Below are 15,994 nucleotides of genomic sequence, written 5' to 3' on the forward strand. Positions count from 1 at the left end.
CATTAAGCGGATATTCAGCGGAGAAACCTCATGAGCATTCAATGGCAAGCCGACGGCGACAACATCATTACCCTGACCATCGATATGCCGGGCCAGCCGGTCAATACGATGAACGCGGCGTTCCAGCAGGCGCTGGCGGCGACGCTGGAACGGCTGGAGAAGGAGCGGGGCAATATCAAGGGTGTCGTCATCACGTCGGCCAAGGACACCTTCTTTGCCGGCGGCGATCTGCGCGAGCTGATCGCGATCCCCGCGGATGGCGCGCAAGAGTGCTTCCGCATGGTCGAACAGAACAAGGCGGTGCTGCGGCGCCTCGAAAAGCTTGGCTGCCCGGTAGTGGCGGCCCTGAACGGCAGCGCGCTGGGCGGCGGGCTTGAACTGGCGCTGGCCTGCCACTACCGGATCAGCCTCGACAACCCCAAGATCCAGTTCGGTTTCCCGGAAGTGACGCTGGGACTGTTGCCCGGCGCAGGCGGCGTGATCAGGACCGTGCGCCTGCTCGGCCTGCAGGAAGCCATGCCCTATCTCGTCGAGGGCAAACGCATGCCGCCGCAGGAAGCCTTGAACAAAGGTTTCGTGCATGCGCTTGCCACGGACAAGGACCACATGCTGGCGCAGGCCCGCGAATGGATCGCGGCCAATCCCGCAGCCAAGCAGCCATGGGATAGCGAGGGCTACCGCATGCCGGGCGGCGCGCCGAACACGCCGAAGCTGCTGCCGATGCAGATGGCGGCACCGGCGATGCTGCGCGAGAAAACGCGCGGCCTTTACCCCGCTCCCGAAGCCATCCTCTGTGCGATGGTGGAAGGCGCGCAGGTGGACTTCGACAACGCGCTCGTGATCGAGGGACGCTACTTCACCCGGCTGGCCACAGGCCAGGTCGCCAAGAACATGATCGGCACCTTCTTCTTCCAGATGCAGGAAGTCAGCGCCGGCAAGAGCCGTCCGCGCGACATCCCGAAATGGAAGGCCGGCAAGGTGGGCATCCTCGGCGCCGGGATGATGGGCGCGGGCATCGCCTGGGCCAACGCGAGCCGCGGGATCCCGTGCGTGTTGAAGGATGTCGGGCTGGAGCAGGCGGAGAAAGGCAAGTCATACAGTGCGCGTCTGCTGGAAAAGCGCGTGCGCAACGGCAAGATGACCGAAGCGAGAGCAAAGGAAACCCTCGCGTTGATCCAGCCGGCGGCCAGTGCGCAGGACCTGGCCGGATGCGACCTCGTCATCGAAGCCGTCTTCGAGAAGCGCGAGCTCAAGGCAGCAGTCACCAGGGAGGCGGAGCAGTTTCTCGCGCCGGGCGGCGTCATGGCGTCCAATACCTCGACCCTGCCGATCACCGGGCTGGCGCAGGCATCCACCGACCAGTCTCGCTTCATCGGCCTGCACTTCTTCTCCCCGGTCGACAAGATGCAACTGGTGGAAATCATCCGCGGCGCCAAGACCTCGGAAGAGACGCTCGCCCGCGCCTACGACTACGTGCAACAGATCGGCAAGCTGCCGATCGTGGTCAATGACTCGCGCGGCTTCTTTACCAGCCGCGTCTTCGCCACCTTTGTGAACGAAGGTATTGCCATGCTCGGCGAAGGCGTGCCTGCGGCATTGATCGAGAACGCGGCCTTGTCGGTTGGCATGCCCGTCGGCCCGCTTGCGGTCCAGGACGAGGTGGCGCTCACCCTGTCCCTGCATGTGATGAACCAGACCCGAGCCGACCTTGCCGCCGAGGGAAAACCGTACCGTGCGCACCCGGCGGAAGCGATCGTGGAACGCATGGTCAACGAGTTCAAGCGCTGCGGAAAAGCCGCCGGCGGCGGATTCTACGAGTATCCCGTCGGCGAAGGGAAGAAATACCTCTGGCCGGAGCTGCAGAAGCATTTCGGCGGGACGAATGCCTTGCCTGTCGAGGAAGTGCGCGACCGCTTGCTCTACATCCAGAGCATCGAAACGATACGCTGCCTGGAAGAGCGGGTGTTGGAATCCACGCGCGATGCCAACATCGGTTCGATTTTCGGCATCGGATTCCCCGGCTGGACGGGAGGCGCCATCCAGTTCGTGAACCACGTCGGGGTGAAGAAGTTTGCCGAACGTGCGGAACAGCTGCGCAGCCGTTACGGGGACCGATTCGCACCCCCGGCGCTGTTGCTGGAGCGTGCCGCCGGCGGAGAGGCTTTCTAGTTCGTAGGCCGGACTGAGGTCCTTGAGCGTCTGCGCGCGTGGTGCCGGCGGTGTCCTGCAGGCGAGTTCCACCAAAACCATGGGGGTGCATCAGTACCAAGTCCAGGCCGAGCAAATTTACCAGCGAATCATTGCGTTGCCGGAAGTGGTCGACCCAGACCGAGGTATCAATGAGCACGCTCCTCATCACGCTGGCTCTGCACGCCGGCGTGGTACGTCCTGCATCTCCGGCATCGTAGCGCCCAAAGCTGCCAAACGCTTGGCGGCTTGCACCCGCACAAACGTCTTGATCGCCTCACGAAACAGATCCGCCTTGTCCATGGTCGGATCGGCCATCTCCAGGGCCTTCTCATACAACTCGTCTTCGATCGTGACTGTCGTCCTCATGCGCGCTCCTTGCTTCAATGTTGATGATATTGCGCATCGCTTTCGACATCTATACAAGATCGTGGGCCGGATAGTTGCGCTGTTGTTCGATATCCTGTCAGAGTTGGCGGTATGCAATGTCGAAGTATCGAGTTTGCGCAGGAGGTTGTTCATCGGGATTTGATGCAGCATTAATTCGGCGCCGGCCTGTCGGTGGAGAGAACTTCTGATCTTTCTCGCCGCGCCGCTGTCGGAGCGACAGGTACTCGCAAGTTTCATTCAACGACTTCTCCCCCGCAATCATGAACGCTCCTTCTGACTTTTCCCTGTTCCCTCCGATAGAAGCGCGCCGTACCGGCATGCTGCCGGTAGATGCGCTGCACACCATCTACTGGGAAGAATGCGGCAATCCCGACGGCATTCCGGTCGTTTATCTGCACGGCGGCCCGGGCGGCGGCGCCTCGCCGGAAAAGCGCCGCTGGTTCGATCCGGATTCCTATCGCATCATCCTGTTCGACCAGCGCGGCGCCTACCGCTCCACCCCGCTGGCCGAGGTCCGCGCCAACACCACGCAGCTTCTCGTCGACGACATGGAAGTGTTGCGCAAGATGCTGGGCGTGGAAAAATGGCTGCTGGCAGGCGGCTCCTGGGGCACGACGCTCGCGCTCGCTTATGCCCAGACCTGTCCGGACAGGTGCCTGGGACTGATCCTGCGCGGCGTCTTCCTCGGCACGTCAGGCGAGATCGACTGGTTCTTCGACGGCATGCGCCGCTTCTTCCCGAAGGCCCACGCCGATTTCGTCTGCTGGTTGCCTGAAGAGGAAAGGACAGACCTCCTCGCCGCGTACGAGCGCCGCCTCTTCGGCGAGGATGAAGACGCGCGCATGGAGGCGGCAAGGTATTGGTTCAAGTACGCCGAGGCGTGCTCGCTGCTGCGCCACGATCCGCAGCTGGTGGAGGAAGCGGCGAAAAACGATCCGGTGGTACTGGGCGTGGGGAGACTGGATGCCTTCTATTTCCGGAACCGGATGTTCCTGGAAGAAGACCAGCTGGTCCGCACCATCGAGCGCATCGCGCATCTCCCGCTCATGATGGTGCAAGGCGGCCATGACGTGATCGCCCCGCCGGAGTCCGCTTACCGTGTTCACCGCGCGTGGCCCGGCTCGGTCTTGCATATCGCGGCCGAGGCCGGCCATTCGCCTGCCGAACCCGCCATTCGCTGCAAGCTGATCCAGGCGCTGGAGCAGTTCAAGCGGGAACGGCGCTTCGATGCGCAGATGCTGGAGGCATCGGGCCCGGTTTAAGCCCTGGTTCAGCCATAAGGAGTGTCCAACACTCTCCTGAACTGGGCGTTCACGCACGCATAGCATTCACAAGAGACGACTTCGAGTTTGGCGCGATCCAGTATCGCCATGTGGCCGCGACGGTAACGTATCAGCCCATCCTTCTGGAATGCCACCGCCGCCAGGCTCACGCTCGGCCGGTTTACCCCCAGCATGTCGGCCAGAAACTCTTGCGTCAGCATGAATTCACGTCCCTGCACCCGGTCATGCGTGAGCAGCAGCCACCGTGCAAAACGCGATTCGAGCGTGTGCCTCCGGTTGCAGGCTGCCGTTTGTGAGACTTGGGACAGGTAGCCCTGCAGATAGCACTCGCTGACGTGGCGAAGCGCGGTATCGCCATCTATAGCATGCAGGTAGTCGCGTGCGCTCATGCGCATGCTATGGCCTTCTATCTGGCAGATCGAGGTTTCTGTCGCCCGCGATGCACGGGCGAGCAACTCCGGGGCACTGAAGCCCTCATTGCCGACGGTGCCCACCTCGATGACCGTTCCGTCTTCAAACCCCACGATATTGGACATCGCGGCGTTGCAAGGAAAGTAGACATAGGGGATGCAATTATTCCGCTCGTGCAGTACCTGCTTCACGCTCGTATGCACTCTCTCCAGCTTTTTGCATAGTGGGGCGTAATGCTCGTCGGACAGGCGGGACAGCAACCGGTTTGCGCACAAGCGCGCCTCGGCAAGGGTGACAGGCATGACGTTTCCTTGTTGGGTTGAGAAACAACAATCGGAAACAAGCGCCGAGGAAAAAAGATGTCAGCGGGAATTTTCGACCCCGGTACAGGCCTTTGCAGGGAGAAAGGCAGACGGAATGCCTGCGCCAACGCTGAAAGAGGATAGGCGGACCTGAAACCCGCGGCCGCGACACTGTGTATCGAATGTGACAGGAAGCGAAGTCATATGTTCAAAAATGACGAAAATGTCCGAGCACAGGCATAAAAAGTTCCTGTGACTTTTTTGGCAGAATCGCGCGCATATGTCGCGTATCGAACAGAAGCTCTTGTTTGTACGCGCAAGAATCTCTCTCAGGCTGATCTTCGATCTCGTACTTATGGACCCGAAAATCCCGTTCAAGGGCGTCGCCCGTCCATGGATACTCGGCTCCTATGCCGTGTACGCACACAACCTTCATGCCGCGCGCCTTGTTTACGAGTATGCGCGCCAGTCAGATCCGGGTCCATTCGGCACCGTTGAATTAGAGACCGGGGAAGCCATCGACTGGAACAACATGAACTATGGCGTCGGCGACCACCATGGATGAGCTGCGAACCATCGTTGGAGACCGGCGCAGGAACTTGCGCCTGTCATGTTGGTTCGCGGCCTGATACAACAAACCGCCACCCCCCCGGTCGCCGGAAGCAATACTAGTCGCCCCCTCCGTCATGCCGCCATTGGCACGACGATTGCAACGGAAAGTGCTCGCCTCCCCGCCGTGCCAGTTGCTGCGTGAATGCACGGCTCTTAATTCCCCTCCCCCGAAAAAACATGAATAAAGAACGAACCAAGGACCTCTCCATCGAACTCTGGGGCGGTCTCGAATGCACGGTCAATCGTGTACTTGACGACTATTTCAGCCAGATGGAGCGAAACGGCCACGCCACCCGCGGGGACGACCTCGAACGGTTCGCTTCCCTGGGCATTCGCGCCATCCGGTATCCGGTGCTCTGGGAGCGCACGGCCCCTGACGGCCTGGCGAGCGCGGACTGGTCCTGGCCCGACGAACGTCTCCCGGGCCTGCAAAAGCTCGGCATCACGCCGATCGCCGGTCTTGTCCATCACGGCAGCGGGCCGCGCCATACCAGCCTCGTCGACCCCGGATTTGCCGAGGGCCTGGCTGAATTTGCAGGCGCCGTCGCACGGCGCTATCCCTGGCTCGCGTACTACACACCGGTCAATGAACCCCTGACGACCGCCCGCTTCAGCGGCTTGTACGGGGTGTGGTATCCGCACGGGCGAGACGAGCGCAGCTTCATCCAGGCCCTGTTGAATCAGTGCCGTGCAGTGGTCCTCTCGATGCGTGCCATTCGTGAAGTCAATCCAGATGCCAAGCTGGTCCAGACCGACGATCTCGGTAAAACTTACAGCACATCGGAAATGTCTGGATTGGCGGCCTTCTATAACGAGCGGCGATGGCTGGGCTGGGACTTGTTATGCGGGAAGGTGGATGAAGCACACCCTCTCTGGGATTACCTCCTCGAGACGGGCATCGAGGCATCGCAGTTCCTGTGGTTCCGGGACAACCGCTGCCCGCCGGATGTCATCGGAGTCAACTACTACATCACGAGCGAGCGCTGGCTGGACCAGCGGGTCGAGCGATATCCGCAGGAATATGTGGGCAGCTACCGGGGAAGCCATCATGCCGACATCCATGCCGCGTGCGCGGTGGCCACACCGACGCCCGGCATCGGGCCGCTGTTGCAGGAAGCCTGGGACCGCTACGGCTTGCCCCTGGCCGTCACCGAAGCGCACATAGACGCGAACCGCGAAGACCAGCTGCGCTGGCTGCGCGAGATCTGGAGCGCTGCACAGGATGTCCGGCGCGGCGGGGTGGATATCCGGGCAGTAACGGTCTGGGCCTTGCTGGGTTCGTATGACTGGAATTGCCTGGTGACGCAATGCAAAGGCTATTACGAACCCGGGCCGTACGACGTCCGCTCGCCCAAGCCGCGTGCCACAGCGGTTGCCGAACTGATGCGAGAGCTCTCCGCAGGGCGTCCTTTGTCCCACCCGGTGCTCCAGGGGCAGGGCTGGTGGCGGCGCCCCGGCCGCTTCCTTTGCCCGCCGGTCGCCAACAGCGCTGCGATCGCCGCCCTCACGCCGGATATTCTGCACGACAGGACAAGTCACGTGCAGCCGATCCTGATCACCGGCGCCACGGGCACCCTCGGCAGCGCCTTTGCCCGCATTTGCCAGACCCGTAACCTTGCCTGCCGGCTAGTCAACCGGCAGGAGATGGACATAGCGGATCCCGCGTCGGTTGAGCGGGCGATTGCGCGGTACCGGCCGTGGGCGATCATCAATGCCGGCGGCTACGTCCGCGTGGACGACGCGGAGCAGGACGTCGAACGCTGCTTCCGCGAGAACGCGCTTGGCCCGTCGCTGCTCGCCATTGCCTGCATACGGCACAGGGTGCAGTTGCTGACCTTCTCGAGCGACTTGGTATTCGATGGACAGCAGAACGCACCCTACGTCGAAACCGACCCGGTAGCTCCGCTCAATGTGTATGGCAGAAGCAAGGCCGAAGCAGAACGCCGGGTGCTGGACATGTATCCCGAAGCCCTTGTCGTGCGCACCAGCGCATTCTTCGGCCCCTGGGACACGCACAACTTCCTGACGCAGGCGCTCAACACCTTGCGGTCGGGCGCTCCCTTTCTCGCCGCCAACGACACCACCGTGTCGCCCACCTACGTCCCCGATCTGGTTCACGCCTGCCTCGACCTTCTCATCGACAGGGAAGAAGGCGTCTGGCACCTCACCAACGGCGACCCCATCACCTGGCTGGACCTCGCGTACAAGGCCGCGTCCATGGCGAATGTGGATACCAGCCGGCTCGAGGCACGGTCATGCTCGCAATTCGGCCATGCGGCCGCGCGTCCTCTGTTCAGCGCGCTGGGGACCGAGAAGGCCATTCTCCTTCCGCAACTTGACGATGCGGTCTCGCGCTATCTGCGCCTCCAGGCGCAGGCGGGCGAGGAGGACTTTTCGGGCCAGGCAGCACGGGTCGGCCACGGATGAATGCATGGGGATGAAGAAGTAACGGGCGTTTGTCAGGCATCTAACAGACACGTGATCGATGCCGGCCCAGAATGACATCGTGCTCCAATATCCTCGACCTACATCCTTGCATCTGCATGACCTCCCACACCGCGATCCCTACGATGCATCGGCACCCGCAAGTGGTGCCCGCGCCCGAAATGAACGCAACCCGGACCATTCGTCTCGGATGTTCGCTTGCCTATCTGGCGGAAGAACGGTCGCACATACTGCTTCTCATCCAACCCGCACCCAGTCCCGGCCAGAGGATCCTGAGTGAAGAGATCACGGTCGGCAGCGGCGAGGCACTGGAACGGTTGACCGACGCGCATGGAAACAAGGTCCTGAGAGCGACCCTGGTACCAGGGAAAAACACATTCCGGCACGAGGCGGTACTTCGCGTGCCGGTGAACAATGAACATGTCCTGCCGCGATTGGACAATAGTTCGGACAAACTGCCGTTCGATGTCATTCGCTACACATTGCCGAGCCGCTACTGCGAGTCGGACAAGCTCGTCCCGTTCGCCTCGAAGCAGTTCGGCTGCGGCAAGGGGATGGAAACGGTGCAGAAAATCTGTGACTGGACCCATCGGCATCTCGAATACAGGTACGGGTCCGGGGATCCGACCCTCTCGGCATGCGAAGCCCTCCAGCGCGGGTACGGCGTGTGCAGGGATTTTGCACATGTGATGGTGGCCCTGTGCAGGGCGCTGGACATTCCTGCCCGCTATGTCGCCGGACACATGCCGCTCATCGGTGCCTCCATCCCGGATTCAGACATCGGTATCGATTTCCATGCCTACGTGGAGGTTTACGTCGAAGGGGCATGGCGCGTCTTTGACCCGCGCTACAACAGGCCCTACCCCGGGCGCATCAAGATCGCCCACGGCGCGGATGCTGTCGACGCAGCGTTTGCGACATACATCGGGCCGGTAAAACCGGTCACGTTTGAAGTCTGGTCATACGCGATCGACGATGGCGCTTCGCTGAAAGGCAATTGACCTGCGGGATAAGCGGAACGCTCTTACCCGCCCGGCCCGCAGTCCAGACAACGTTCCACCGGAACCGGCCCCATCCTCAGCCTGTGGTTGAGCTGGCGCAGCGCCGTGCGCACGCCCTCCTCCACGACCGGATGGTAGAACGGGCTGTCGAGCATCTGCTGCACCGTCTGCTGCTGCTGGATCGCCCATGACAAGAGATGGCCGATGTGCTCCGCGGCCGGGCCAATCATTTCGGCACCGAGGAAGCGGCCGGTGTGGCGCTCACCGTATACCCGGATCATCCCCTGGTTGCGCGCCATCACGCGGCTGCGTCCCTGGTCCTCGAAACTGGCTTCGCCGGTGTCGAATTCGGCCTCGCGCTCGGTGAGCGTACGATGGCTTTCTCCGGCAATGGCGATCTGCGGGTCGGTGAAGACGATGGTCAGCGGCGCGCGCCGCGGCCGTACGCGTACATCGGGAAAGCGTCCGGCGTTGTCGCCCGCGATCCGTCCGTCATCGGCGGCCTCGTGCAGCAAGGGCAGTTCATCCGTCACGTCGCCGGCAATAAACAAGTGACTGTCGCCGACCCGGCCCGTATACCGGTCCACCGGAGGTATGCCGTGTGCGCCCAATTCAATCCCGGCGTTGTGCAGATCGAGCCCGTCCACGTTCGACCTTCTTCCGATCGCAACAAGAAGGTAATCGAATCGTTCCTCCCGATGCGCGTCGCCTTCCGTAAAGCGCAGCACGACAGTGTCGCCGTCGCGCGTCACGTCGAGGTTTCTCGCGTCGGCGGAGAACTCCAGTGCACCCGCAACGATTTCCCGCGCCTTGCCGACCAGATCCGGATCGGTCAGCGGCCCCACCTTTCCACCCCGGCCAAGCAGACGGACGCGCACACCCAGGCGCGCCAGCGCCATGGAAAGTTCCAACCCGATGACGCCCGCGCCAACCACCGCCACCGAGGACGGAAGGTCCTGCCACTCGAATACATCGTCGTTGATCACCAGCCGATCGCCAAGGTGTTCTCTCCAGCCGGAGGGAACGATCGGACTGGAGCCGGTGGCGATCACAATTCGATCGGCGTGCACTTCAGCCTGGTCGTCCACGGCCAGCACATGCGGTGAAAGGAAGCGCGCAGCGCCGCGCAGCCGGTGTTCTTCCGGCCACGCCTGCACGGCATTCACGGCGAACCCTGCAAACCGGTCACGCTCGGCCCGCACCCGCTGCATCACCGCCTGGCCGTCGATTTCGCGGCCTTTCACCTGGATGCCAAAGCGGTGCGACTGCTCCACGGCATGGGCCGCCTCGGCGGCGGCAATCAACAGCTTGCTCGGCATGCATCCGACGCGCGCGCACGTTGTGCCGTACGGCCCCGATTCGATCACCACCACGCTTCGGGTATGCGCCAGCGCCGAACGATAGGCAGTCATTCCTGCCGAACCGGCACCGATGATCGCGACATCCACGTTCAGCTTTTTCATTTCGCTACTCCGTCATGGATAAGTGGGATTGCGCGGGAGACCAAGCTGTTACCGGCTTCGCCATCGCGCCCTGCAGCGATATCAATGCGCTGCGCAATTCTTCCTGCATGGCCGCGCCGTGAAACGGCATGTCGAGAATCTGGCCAATGCTAAGCGTGTTCCGATGGGCCCATGACAGAAGTTGGGCAATGTGGCCCGCTTCTGGTCCAACCATCTCTGCCCCCAGAAATAGACCGGTACCGATCTCGCCGTAGACACGCAAGACGCCGCGCCTACGGCGTCCCGTTCCGTTCCGCGAGACGATGTCAAGCGGCGCTTCTCCGACTGCATAGCCTTGTTTCGGAAGATTACTGAAGGTGGTACCTGTCGTTGCAATCTGCGGAGCGGTATGGCAGACGTCCAGTCTCGGGCCTTGTCTGCACTCCTGGACTTCAGGGTAACGCGCGGCATTCCCACCCGCCAGTTCACCCGCACCCGGCCCGCAAGACAAGGCGCCGCCGGCCGCCATGAAGATGCTGCTGTCCCCGCATTGCAGCGTGCGCCGGGTGAAGGCGGGAACGCCGCGTGAATCAAGTTCCAGACCGGTGTTTTCGAGGCCCAGCCTGTGCACATCGGGGATTGACCGGTCGGCGATGAGCACATACGCAAACCGCTCAACGAACTCCTGACCGTCATCATCCTTGAACCGCAGGATGGCCGAGGCATGATCCCATCGTGCATCGAGCAACTCGACATTGCGCCGCACGTCCATGCCTTCCCCGACGCACCTGGCAGCCACGTTCCGCACGACGGGATCGGAAAGCGCGGCAAACCCGGATCCGCTTTCGAAAATGCCAACCCTCACGCCGAGGCGATGCAGGGCCTGGCCGAGCGCCAAACCGGCCGGGCCGGCGCCGATGACCGCCACCGAATAAGGGAGCGTATCGAGTTCGAACAGCGTATCGGGTGTCAGCAGACGCTCATTCAGTCCGGCCAAAGCGCCCGGCACCGCTACGCGCGATCCCGTGGCGATGACGACTGACGCTGCCTCCACGACTATCCGTTCACCCGCCTGCAGACAATGCGTATTCAGGAACCGGCCGTGCCCATGAATGAGATCGGCAGCCGGAATTTCGCTGACGGGATCGCGCGAGAAAGCGTCGAACCGTTCGCATTCCGCCTGGATCCGTTTCATCAACGCTCTGCCATCGATATGACGCAAGACCGCATGGACGCCCACCCCTTCTGCTTCCTCGATCGAATGTGCTGCTTCAGCTGCCGCAAACAGCAGTTTGCTCGCCACCTGCCTCGTTGCGGAGCACGCTGCTCCACCACAGCCGCGGTCGATCAATACCGCCCGTTTGCCAAGGCGGGCCGCTGCATGATATGCAGAGATCCCGGCGTTCCCGGCACCGATCACCGCGACGTCAACTTTGAATTTTTCCATTTCCTAATTCCCTGCCCGAACTGCCGCGAGCCTTTGTGACAACGTAGCGGCCGACAGCTCTCCTATCCGGCTATCGACAATGCGTCCCGTCGCATCAAGGAATACTGTGGTGGGCAATGCGCCGGCGTTCCAGTCCCGCATGGCCGTCATTGTCGGATCCAGCGCGACGTTGGACAGTTCCAGTCCGCGTGACTGCAGAAAGGCAGAGACCGTGGCGTGCGACTCGCCTTGGTTGATAAACACGAACGTGATGTCCTGGTTCTTCTCCTGGGCATCGCGGAATACGGGCATCTCCCGCATGCAAGGCGGGCACCAGGTCGCCCACAGGTTGACGACGATGGGTTTTCCGGAGAACGATTCGAGTTCGAGCGGCTCTCCATCGAGCGAGGTGAACCTGGCGGCCGGGAGGCCGGCGGCATCTTCCCGCTCCGCCGTCAGCACAAGTGTGCCGGCCGCCCAGGCAAGGGCGCCAAGGGCAATGGAAACGACCAGGGTGGCCCGCCCGCCCATTTGCCGGATGAAGTACCAGCCCCCGCTTGCAGCTCCCGCCAGCACGCCCGCGACCGGGCTGAAGCCGCCGTCGCGGAAATCCAGAATTTTCCACGGCGCTTGCATGTACTCATCCAAATACATGGCGACGAACGCGATACGGGACACAACGACGGCGACCATCAGTATCGTGAATAGGGGGCTCTCGCCTGGCGTCTTGCGGACACGCCGGAACAGAGCATCGACGCCGAGTGCAACGATGACCGCGACGAAAAACACGGCCAATTCCATTGGCACTGCCAGTGGGCCGATACTCAAGGTCTTTTCCACACATTCCTCACATTCAGATTGACCGTCATTGCTTTAAAAAAATTGGCAGCACCGTGGACGAAGGGCCTTCCTGAACCAGATGAACATAAGACAGGTAGCCGACCTCGCACAAGGCAAGCAGCATCATCAGGCAGGGAGCCAGCTGGATTGCCGCCTTGCCGGTCGAAACAAGGCGGTGCATGGCCATCGTGACCAGGATGGCGCCAACGGCGGTAGCCAGCAAAATGGCAATGACTGCCGCATCAATTTCCTGAAGAGATGTATTCATGCCCGGTACCCGTGCTGGCTGATCTCTTTCAATTATGGTCGAGCCGTGGACGGCACGATGTGTCGCGGATTAACAGTTCTGGCCAATCTGAGGACAGATTCCGCCAGCCGCGGCACAACGAAGGCGTTTGGAGGCATTCTCTGCCTGCCCGATCCCATGCGGGTCTTCCTTAACCTAGCGCAAACCGCCCGTTCGTCCATGTCATTTCGCACGCTGCACCTTGACGATGCTCTTGGCACTTACATTCTCCGGAACACCCTGCGAGAACACCCTTCTCAAGCCGCGCTGCGAGAGGAAGCGGCGGCCCTGCCGGCTGCCCGCATGCAGATCTCGCCGGACCAGGCGCAGTTCCTCGCGTTCCTGCTCCAGCTCCTGCATGCCAGGAACGCGATTGAAATTGGCGTACTGGCCGGTTACAGCGCCCTGGCCCTGGCACTTGCCCTGCCGGAGGACGGCCACCTTCTTGCCTGTGAAATTTCGGACAGGCATATTCACATCGGGCAACGTCACTGGGAAAGCGCCGGCGTTGCATCAAAAATTGATCTCAGGATAGGCCCGGCGCTCGAGACCCTGGACGAAAGACTGGGTAGGGGCGCCGCGGGAAAGTACGATTTTGCCTTCATCGACGCCGACAAGCGCGGATACGACGCCTACTACGAGCGGTGCCTGTTGCTGCTGCGTGCCGGCGGCGTCATTGCGATCGATAACGTCCTGTGGGGCGGGAAAGTGGTGGGCCGCGGCGAGGACAGGAAGACTTCCGCAATACGCGCCTTCAATACCAAGCTGCAACAGGACAAGCGCGTTGACATATCGCTGCTGGCCATAGGGGATGGCCTCATGCTCGCCCGCAAGCGATAGGTGCCGCAACGCGACGAAGGACTATGCGCTGCCATGGCCGAAAATGTCGCGCTACCGTCGCGCTTTTTTATGATGCGTCACTTTCAGCCTCGCCCGACATCGGTAAGAATGAATTCATTGCGCGGTGTGGGCCAGCACGGGAGCCGGCGTCCACGCTGAAACCGGAGGTTGCCATGGTGAACATTGCAGGAGACCGTCTCACGCGATTCAACGAAATGCGGGTCCTCGTCCTGGATGACGTTGCCCCGCAAAGAGCAGCGGTAACGCAGGCACTCGGGAAGCTCGGCGTGACAGACGTGGTCTGCGCGGCGAACTGCCGCGAAGCGCTGAAGCTTTTCGAGGATGCGGGCGACTTCCGGTTCGACGCGGTTCTCTGCAGTCTGGACATGGTAAGCAAGGACAGCGAATGCCTGATGCGCAATGCCCCGGAGCAGCGCATCGACGGCTATGTCCTGATGACCGACTTCGCCGACGAAATGGTGGCAACCGCCGATGCGCTCGAGCAGGAGTACAAGGTCAATCTCCTTGGCCTTGTTCCCAAATCGCTCGACGTGGCCATGCTCGGCGACCTGCTGCGCAAGCGGCAACTGTCGAACGATCCCGCCAGCCAGCTCCCCTTGCCGCCGGCGCCGCGCGCCTGGACATTCGAGGAACTTGAATCGGCGTTGCGAGCGGGACAGTTCGTCCCTTACTATCAGCCCAAGATCGAGCTGAAGTCAGGCAAACCCGTGGGAGTCGAGGTGCTCGCCCGCTGGAATCACCCGGAATACGGAATGCTTTCGCCCGTCGTGTTCATCGAGGCCATGGAGAAGACAGGCCTCGTTGACGAGCTCTTCAACCGCCTGTTTTCCCTTTCGCTTGGCCATGCAGAAGCGTGGATGGCGAACAAATGGGACATCGGGATGGCCATCAATGCGTCTCCGCGCACCTTGCAGAACGTCGCACTGCCGGATCAGTTGAAAACCAAGGTTGAGCAGCATGGCATCTGTGCGCATTCAGTGACCATCGAAATCACTGAAACAGCTTCCGCATCCGATGCCGACGGAATCGAGAGCGCGGTCTGCCGGCTCCGCGCCCATGGTTTCAAGATCTCCGTCGACGACTTCGGCACCGGATTCTCCGGACTCCAGCAATTGAGCGCCCTTCCCTTCACCGAACTGAAAATCGACCGTTCCTTCGTTGCGGGAATGATGGAGAAGGAAAAGTCGGTTGCCATCCTGGAGTCCATTGTCGGGCTGGCGAACCGGCTTTGCCTCAACACCGTCGCCGAAGGGATCGAGACCAAGGGAGAACTGGAGTTCATCCAGTCGCTGGGATGCCGTGTCGGACAGGCATTTTTCTTCGCGAAGCCGATGCCGCAGGACGAACTCATCTCCTACCTGCGCACCGAATTCGCCGGTGCCGCCCTCGCTGCCTGAGCGCGTTCAAAACCGGCCGGGGGGATTTTTCCCGTCCCGATAGTGTCGGCTCCGGACTTTCATCGTGCAGAGCCGGACACCGGCGTTCATCCCAATGCGCGGGTAGCTACACTGGGAAGTCCGATAACACGATAACGCTTCCCTATGCTTGTGGTCGTATTTGCCTATCACGGAGTTCAACTTCTGGATATTGCCGGCCCCGTCGATGTGCTTGCGGAGGGCGGTTTGCTCGCCGGCGACGCCCGGTCGTATCGCTTCCAGCTGGTATCCCCGGACGGTGCCGCGGTACATGCTTCCAATGGAATGCGAATTGAAGTCGACTCCGCGCTGCAGGACGTGTTCGGCGAGATAGACACGATCCTTGTTCCTGGCGGTTCCGAGAAGCAGATACCGGACGAAGTCGACGCCATCGTGCGCTGGCTTTCCGTGCACTCCCATGGCGCGCGCCGGGTGGCGGCAATTTGTACCGGGTCATTCCTTCTCGGCTCCGCGGGACTGCTCGACGGCAAGAGAGTGACCACGCACTGGAAAAAGGCGAAGCAGTTCGCGTCGCGTTTTCCGAAGGCAGCCGTCGAGCCCGACCGGATCGTGCTACGCGATGGACAACTCTATACATCGGGCGGAAAGACCGGAGGGATGGATCTGGCCCTGGGCCTGGTGGAGGAGGATTACGGCAAAGACGTCGCGTTGAACGTCGCACGGCAGCTCGTTCTCCTGCCGAAGCGGGATCGGGGGCAGGCACAGTTCCGTGAACTTCGACCTTCCGCCCGGCGCGAAGGATGCATAGTCGAAGGCGTCAAGCACTGGCTGTGCGAGAATCTCGGCAAACCGTTGAGTCCCGAGCAGTTGTCCCTGGAGTCCGGCATGAGTCTCGCGAATTTCCGCGAGATGTTTGTCCGCGCAACCGGCATGGAGCCGGAAAAATATATCGAGATTGTGCGAGTGGAAGCGGCCCAACGGATGCTCGAGACTTCCAATGCACCGCTTCGCCGCGTCGCCGAGGCTTGCGGCTTCTCCGGCACGAGCGAGCTTAGAAGACAGTTCATCAATCATGTCGGCGTGCCCCCGTCCCTCTACCGTCGCGAGTACGGATCGCCGTCGAAGCACTAGG

The 15,994-nt window shown here is 61.7% G+C and carries 14 protein-coding genes and 1 pseudogene; 8 read left to right on the forward strand and 7 right to left on the reverse strand.

Annotated features, from left to right (window positions below):
* Nucleotides 1-30 precede the first annotated feature (30 nt).
* Entirely contained in the window at nucleotides 31-2,169 is a 2,139-nt protein-coding gene (locus VFF99_RS00360) for a 3-hydroxyacyl-CoA dehydrogenase NAD-binding domain-containing protein (RefSeq protein WP_325013947.1), read from the forward strand.
* Between the two features lie 17 nt (nucleotides 2,170-2,186).
* Here VFF99_RS00360 and VFF99_RS21290 read toward each other — a convergent pair.
* Nucleotides 2,187-2,356, reverse strand: a pseudogene (locus tag VFF99_RS21290) (VapC toxin family PIN domain ribonuclease); the annotation flags it as partial.
* Nucleotides 2,356-2,556, reverse strand: coding sequence for a type II toxin-antitoxin system VapB family antitoxin (locus VFF99_RS00365; protein ID WP_325013950.1), 201 nt, complete (start codon nucleotides 2,554-2,556; stop codon nucleotides 2,356-2,358). The pseudogene VFF99_RS21290 and the gene VFF99_RS00365, both read right to left, overlap by 1 nt.
* 281 nt (nucleotides 2,557-2,837) lie before the next feature.
* Here VFF99_RS00365 and pip point away from each other — a divergent pair, with 281 nt between their 5' ends.
* Nucleotides 2,838-3,839 (forward strand): prolyl aminopeptidase, encoded by a 1,002-nt coding sequence (pip, locus tag VFF99_RS00370; protein ID WP_325013952.1) that lies wholly within the window; start codon nucleotides 2,838-2,840, stop codon nucleotides 3,837-3,839.
* 8 nt (nucleotides 3,840-3,847) lie between these two features.
* On the opposite strand, the gene VFF99_RS00375 is transcribed toward pip, so the two are convergent.
* A complete protein-coding gene (locus VFF99_RS00375) occupies nucleotides 3,848-4,573 on the reverse strand; it encodes a Crp/Fnr family transcriptional regulator (protein ID WP_325013954.1) in 726 nt (241 codons plus the stop codon).
* 280 nt (nucleotides 4,574-4,853) lie between these two features.
* Between VFF99_RS00375 and VFF99_RS00380 the strand changes: the two genes are divergently transcribed.
* The 3 genes from VFF99_RS00380 (at nucleotide 4,854) to VFF99_RS00390 (ending at nucleotide 8,631) form a co-directional block, all read left to right on the forward strand.
* Nucleotides 4,854-5,138 carry a hypothetical protein gene (locus tag VFF99_RS00380; protein WP_325013956.1) on the forward strand — a complete coding sequence of 95 codons (285 nt, stop codon included), beginning with the start codon at nucleotides 4,854-4,856 and terminating at the stop codon, nucleotides 5,136-5,138.
* 224 nt (nucleotides 5,139-5,362) lie between these two features.
* Nucleotides 5,363-7,612 carry a family 1 glycosylhydrolase gene (locus VFF99_RS00385; RefSeq protein ID WP_325013958.1) on the forward strand — a complete coding sequence of 750 codons (2,250 nt, stop codon included), beginning with the start codon at nucleotides 5,363-5,365 and terminating at the stop codon, nucleotides 7,610-7,612.
* Between the two features lie 116 nt (nucleotides 7,613-7,728).
* The gene (locus VFF99_RS00390) at nucleotides 7,729-8,631 is read left to right on the forward strand and encodes a transglutaminase family protein (protein WP_325013960.1); all 903 of its coding nucleotides are present in this window, start codon (nucleotides 7,729-7,731) and stop codon (nucleotides 8,629-8,631) included.
* 23 nt (nucleotides 8,632-8,654) lie between these two features.
* On the opposite strand, the gene VFF99_RS00395 is transcribed toward VFF99_RS00390, so the two are convergent.
* From VFF99_RS00395 to VFF99_RS00410, 4 genes are all read right to left on the reverse strand, one after another.
* The gene (locus VFF99_RS00395) at nucleotides 8,655-10,094 is read right to left on the reverse strand and encodes a dihydrolipoyl dehydrogenase (protein WP_325013962.1); all 1,440 of its coding nucleotides are present in this window, start codon (nucleotides 10,092-10,094) and stop codon (nucleotides 8,655-8,657) included.
* 4 nt (nucleotides 10,095-10,098) lie between these two features.
* The gene (locus VFF99_RS00400) at nucleotides 10,099-11,520 is read right to left on the reverse strand and encodes an FAD-dependent oxidoreductase (protein WP_325013964.1); all 1,422 of its coding nucleotides are present in this window, start codon (nucleotides 11,518-11,520) and stop codon (nucleotides 10,099-10,101) included.
* A gap of 3 nt (nucleotides 11,521-11,523) precedes the next feature.
* Nucleotides 11,524-12,300, reverse strand: a complete 777-nt coding sequence (locus VFF99_RS00405; RefSeq protein ID WP_325013965.1) for a TlpA disulfide reductase family protein — start codon at nucleotides 12,298-12,300, stop codon at nucleotides 11,524-11,526.
* Nucleotides 12,301-12,364: 64 nt separating this feature from the next.
* The gene (locus tag VFF99_RS00410) at nucleotides 12,365-12,607 is read right to left on the reverse strand and encodes a hypothetical protein (protein WP_325013967.1); all 243 of its coding nucleotides are present in this window, start codon (nucleotides 12,605-12,607) and stop codon (nucleotides 12,365-12,367) included.
* Between the two features lie 198 nt (nucleotides 12,608-12,805).
* Between VFF99_RS00410 and VFF99_RS00415 the strand changes: the two genes are divergently transcribed.
* The 3 genes from VFF99_RS00415 (at nucleotide 12,806) to VFF99_RS00425 (ending at nucleotide 15,993) form a co-directional block, all read left to right on the forward strand.
* Complete coding sequence (locus VFF99_RS00415; protein ID WP_325013968.1) at nucleotides 12,806-13,465, forward strand: class I SAM-dependent methyltransferase; 660 nt, start codon at nucleotides 12,806-12,808, stop codon at nucleotides 13,463-13,465.
* Between the two features lie 23 nt (nucleotides 13,466-13,488).
* Nucleotides 13,489-14,883 (forward strand): EAL domain-containing response regulator, encoded by a 1,395-nt coding sequence (locus VFF99_RS00420; protein WP_325013969.1) that lies wholly within the window; start codon nucleotides 13,489-13,491, stop codon nucleotides 14,881-14,883.
* A gap of 144 nt (nucleotides 14,884-15,027) precedes the next feature.
* Nucleotides 15,028-15,993 carry a GlxA family transcriptional regulator gene (locus VFF99_RS00425; RefSeq protein ID WP_325013970.1) on the forward strand — a complete coding sequence of 322 codons (966 nt, stop codon included), beginning with the start codon at nucleotides 15,028-15,030 and terminating at the stop codon, nucleotides 15,991-15,993.
* Nucleotide 15,994: the final 1 nt, after the last annotated feature.

This window comes from Noviherbaspirillum sp. (assembly GCF_035654295.1).
In the GTDB taxonomy this organism is placed as follows: Bacteria; Pseudomonadota; Gammaproteobacteria; order Burkholderiales; family Burkholderiaceae_D; genus Noviherbaspirillum.